The sequence below is a fragment of the Ferruginibacter sp. genome, assembly GCF_031430955.1.
Taxonomy (GTDB): Bacteria; Bacteroidota; Bacteroidia; order Chitinophagales; family Chitinophagaceae; genus Ferruginibacter.
Genome location: NZ_JANPCM010000703.1, coordinates 1 through 4,520 on the forward strand (window position 1 = coordinate 1; position 4,520 = coordinate 4,520).

Sequence of the window (4,520 nt, forward strand, 5' to 3'; positions counted from 1 at the left end):
GGTTTTACTGCTGGCAGCAAAATACTTTGCGGCCAATACCAATTTTCTACAGCATCTGGTTTTGAAGGATCGAATGGTAAAATATTCTTTTTTAAATGTTTTGCAATGGGTAACTTATTATCTTTTATTGACTGCACAATGCAGCGTGCAATTTCGTAAGCACCATAAGTATTAAAGTGTGTATTATCTTCTAATTTTTTATCCTGGCCGGGAAATGTATTGGCAGGATAATGTACAAATGCCTTAATAGATTTTTCAGGGCCCAATGCTTCGTACATAATTTTACTCATAGCATTCAAATCTATCAATGCTACATTTTCTTCTTTTGCAGTTTGTCTTACCGCTTCGGGATAATCGCCGAATGTATTGTTGATATGGCCCGCCGAATCAAAACTGCGGCGGTGCATTGATGTAACCAATACAGGAATACCGCCTTTCTTTTTTACTTCGCTGATATAATATTTTAAATCTTTTTTGTAAGAAGTAAATGCACCGATGCCCTCGCCTTTTTGTTTTTGATCGTTGTGGCCAAATTCTATAAATAAATAATCGCTTTGCTTCATCAGGCTTAAAATTTTTTGCAACCGTTTTGCACTTTTAAAAGAAGTTAATGCTTCACCACTTTCAGCATAATTGGCAATACAAATATTTTTGGGTTCAAAAAAAGATGGGATCATTTGCCCCCAGGATGCCCAGGGTTCTTTATCCTGATCAACCACAGTTGAGTTACCTGCTAAAAAAATTGTTGTGGTTTTTTTGTTGGCAGTAATTTCCACTGCACAAATTTTTGCGGCGGTATCATTAAATTCAATGGTAAGCTGATTATCCCAATGAAAATAATTTATTTCTCTTGCTTTAAGTTTTACTTTATCAACTGCGTTGCCGTTGGTATCTCTTATAATACTGTCTTTAACATGCACAGTAAAATATTCTGTTTTAATTTCTCCTTTTTTTGTTTGAATATTTTTTAAGAATAACCTTCTGCATTCTGCCCTTACTGTTGTTGCTGATGTGCCATTGATATCTCCCAAAATAACTTTTACATCATAATTTCCGTCAGGAATTTTTACTGAGAAAAAGAATGGTTTGCTGCTGGTAATAAAATCTGAGGCGATTGTATTTTTTTTATTTCTTGTTACAGCATTTAAATCAGCAATACTTATTAAACCATAACCGGAAGCATCTGTATAAATTGTTTGCGGTGTTATTGCAGTATATCCTTTTGCAGCAGCAGTGCTGCCAAAATCAAATTTAAAACTTTTTTTTTGCTGTGCATTTACTGAAGCTGCCATTAGCATCAATGCAAAATATAATTTTATTCTAAGGTTCATTATTTTATTCATTTTATGAGAACACACCTTAAGGCGTGTTCCTACTCATAATACTGTACCGAACTGTCATTCATTTTAAATTTATTTTTCTCCGCCATTTTATACATTTCAGCGCCGGCTAAAATTACCGGGCCATAACCATGCGCTGCAAAAACATTTACAGGCCGGTGGTAATAAAATGCAGGATCAAAAGCCATACCTGTGCCTACGCATGTACCTTCTACCTGGCCCATATCATTTATTTTTGTTGTTACTGCATTCCATGCAAGGCTTGCCATTGGTGCATAAGTTACCGGGTTTAGCCAACCATTGTTGCAGGCATGTGCAATGCAGTAAGCATAAATTGCTGTAGCAGATGTTTCCAGATAACTATCTTCTCTATCTAACAACTGATGCCAGAAACCGCTGCCGCTTTGATAGCTTGCCAATCCTTTTGCGTGGGCTTTTAATTGTTGTAACACATAAGCTCTTCCTTCGTGATTTTCGGGTAGCACATCCAGCAATTCACACATAGCCATTATTGCCCAGCCATTGGCTCTCGCCCATTTAAATTCCGGGTGCGTTTCCATACTTTCTACCCAGCCGTGCATATAAACCCCTTTTTCTTTTATAAACATTCGTTGGCTGAATAATTTTATTTGATTTACGGCATCATCAAAATATTTTTTATCTCCTGTTAGTTTTCCCATTTGTGCCAATGATGGTACACCCATGTACAGATCATCTAACCACAACGTACTTTTTTGGGGCCGGTTTCTTGCCAGCGTTCCATCTTTAAAACGAAATTCTTTATTGGCCACCCAATCAATTAAATGGTCTATCTGCGACCGTAAATTATTATTCACTCCGGCTGTTGTTGCTTTTATCATTGCAGCACAAACAGCACCTGCATCATCCAATGCATGAGGTTCGATGGGTTGCTTTAAAGGATAATTATTATTGCTGTAACCACCAGCTATTTTTAATTTTTTTACTGCAGGTATCCAGGTAGATAGAAAATTAAACCGGTCCTTTACATAGTTGGTATATTTTTTATCGCCTGTTATTTCGCCTGCCCATAACATGGCAGAATAAGTTACGCCCCATTCGTAACTGGTTAACCTGAAATCGGCTTTTTGCAAAGTAGTATTACTGTCAATTTTTGTAACATCTGTAACAATTTCATTTGTTTTTTTATTAATCATTTGTGCAGGTGTTACTGCATCTAAATAATTAAATACTTTATCGAGCACTTTTTTAATTTCATCTTTTGCCATGGGTTGATAAGGCACAGGGTAATCTACTTTCATGGCATGTAAGGGTGCGGTTACATCGTTGCCCGTTTTTTGTGCCCTGGCAAACACAGAAAATAAAACACAGACAAAAAGTAATTGATTTTTTTTCATAAAATTTATTTCAATATTCCTGATATTAAAAGTACTTAATTACAATATTAGTGATGTGCTGAAAGTTAAAGGACGGTACAATTTTCATTGCCCGCCCTTTACCAACTGCTAAAATGAGAAAAAAGTTAATATCCTGGGTTTTGCATCGCTTGCTTTTCAGCGGCAGTTAATGTACTTCCTCCGGATTGAATACCATCAAGGAATGGTTGAGGTATCGGACGTAAATGATGTTTGTCTGCTATGTTAGCTGCAGCGTCAACATTAAATGCTTTTGCTCTCGGCACTAATGTTTTTGTTCTTGATAAATCTTCCCAGCGAATATATTCTCCGCAAAGTTCACGGGAACGTTCATCCAAAACAAGACATAGCATTCTGTCATATGTACTTGTAAGGCCTAATGTACTGATGATATATTCATCCTGCGCAGGTAAAGCTGCAACGCTGGCGATAGCTAAAGGAGCTGAAGCAACGGTTGTTACAGGAATATTATTTGATTCATAATATGAATTGGCCGGATAAAATGAATTGATAACTCCCGGTGTTTGAAGTGAAGCAGACAATATTGTATTGCCTCCGTCATAATATAAAGCCCTGTTTTCCCCACTTCCATATTGTGCACGTTGACGAACTGCATTAATGTACGGCAGTGCATCGGCATAATTACCTGTACCAGCCTTAGCTAACCTGATCTTTGCTTCTGCAGCAATCAAATAAGTTTCAGCTGACCGGGCTAAAATAAAATCTCTATGACCCACCACATCATTCAATGCATTTCTTGAACCATCAAAATGCTTACTTAATGGTGGAAAAGCCTGGTAAACAGTTGTTAAATCCTTATTCAATGCAGTATCTAATGTAGTACCAACAGGATAAGCAACATAAACAGTGGGAATTGCACGTGAAGTAATTGGGTCGATTATCAAATTAGCAGCACCAACTGTTGCTTTACTAATTTTTGATCTAGACCAGTTACGGGGGTCTCCCGGTTGATTAATTACAAACATCATCCCCAAATCGCCTTTAACATTTGGTGCAACTGGTGATGCTCCATTTAATGTCCATTTAGTTCTGAAGGACTTCCAGAATCTTGAATCATTTACACGATCAAAGATCCGGTAGTCGTAATAGGTTGTTGCCAATCTGCTGAAAGGCCTGCCACCACCTAAATCACGGGCAAGTTGATCCTGTATATCATACCTTGCTATAAAATACAGGTGCTGTGTATTACCAACTGCATTATTTGTTGTTACATCATTTGTCATCTGTGCAGAGAAAATTACTTCAGGCAAGATTTCATTAGCCGAATTAATTCCGGTGAAGTTCCACAAAGATGCAAAGTTTGTTGCCAGTGGGTGATTAGCAATTACAGCATCACATAAAGTAACTGCGGCAGCTAAATCAGCAGCAACAGTTGAACTGTTCCATGAGCTGTTGATTTCACTGGCTCTTGCCAAATATGCTTTTGCCAGGAAATGGGATGCTGCATCTTTAGTTAAACGGGAAGGTCCTCCGGTTGTTAGCAACAAATTTTTTGCCTGGTTAAAATCAGTAATAATCTGTGCATAAACATCTTTTGGTTCAGCTCTTTTAAACTCAAGTTCTACGGTGGTGCTTACAGTTGTTTTTAAGGGAACCGCACCCCATTGCTGCACTAATTTTAAATAATTGTATGCCCTAAAAAAGTACCCTTCCCCTAAAGCAGTATTCTTAATAGCAGTGGAAGTTGAAGTACTTGCCGAAGCATTCTGGATCAATAAATTCGCATCTCCTATGCCTATGTACAAATTGTCCCAGTAAACATTGG

Annotated in this window: 3 protein-coding genes; all 3 read right to left on the bottom strand. The window is 37.6% G+C overall.

Annotated features, from left to right (window positions below):
* The coding region (locus ACY65O_RS20085) for a rhamnogalacturonan acetylesterase (protein ID WP_462222641.1) at nt 1-1,331 on the bottom strand (1,331 nt) is incomplete at its 3' end.
* A 41-nt stretch (nt 1,332-1,372) separates the two neighbouring features.
* On the bottom strand, nt 1,373-2,716 hold the full coding sequence (locus tag ACY65O_RS20090; protein WP_462222642.1) for a glycoside hydrolase family 88/105 protein: 1,344 nt from the start codon (nt 2,714-2,716) through the stop codon (nt 1,373-1,375).
* A gap of 125 nt (nt 2,717-2,841) precedes the next feature.
* Nucleotides 2,842-4,520: RagB/SusD family nutrient uptake outer membrane protein (locus tag ACY65O_RS20095; protein ID WP_462222643.1), on the bottom strand; the 1,679-nt coding region annotated here is incomplete at its 5' end.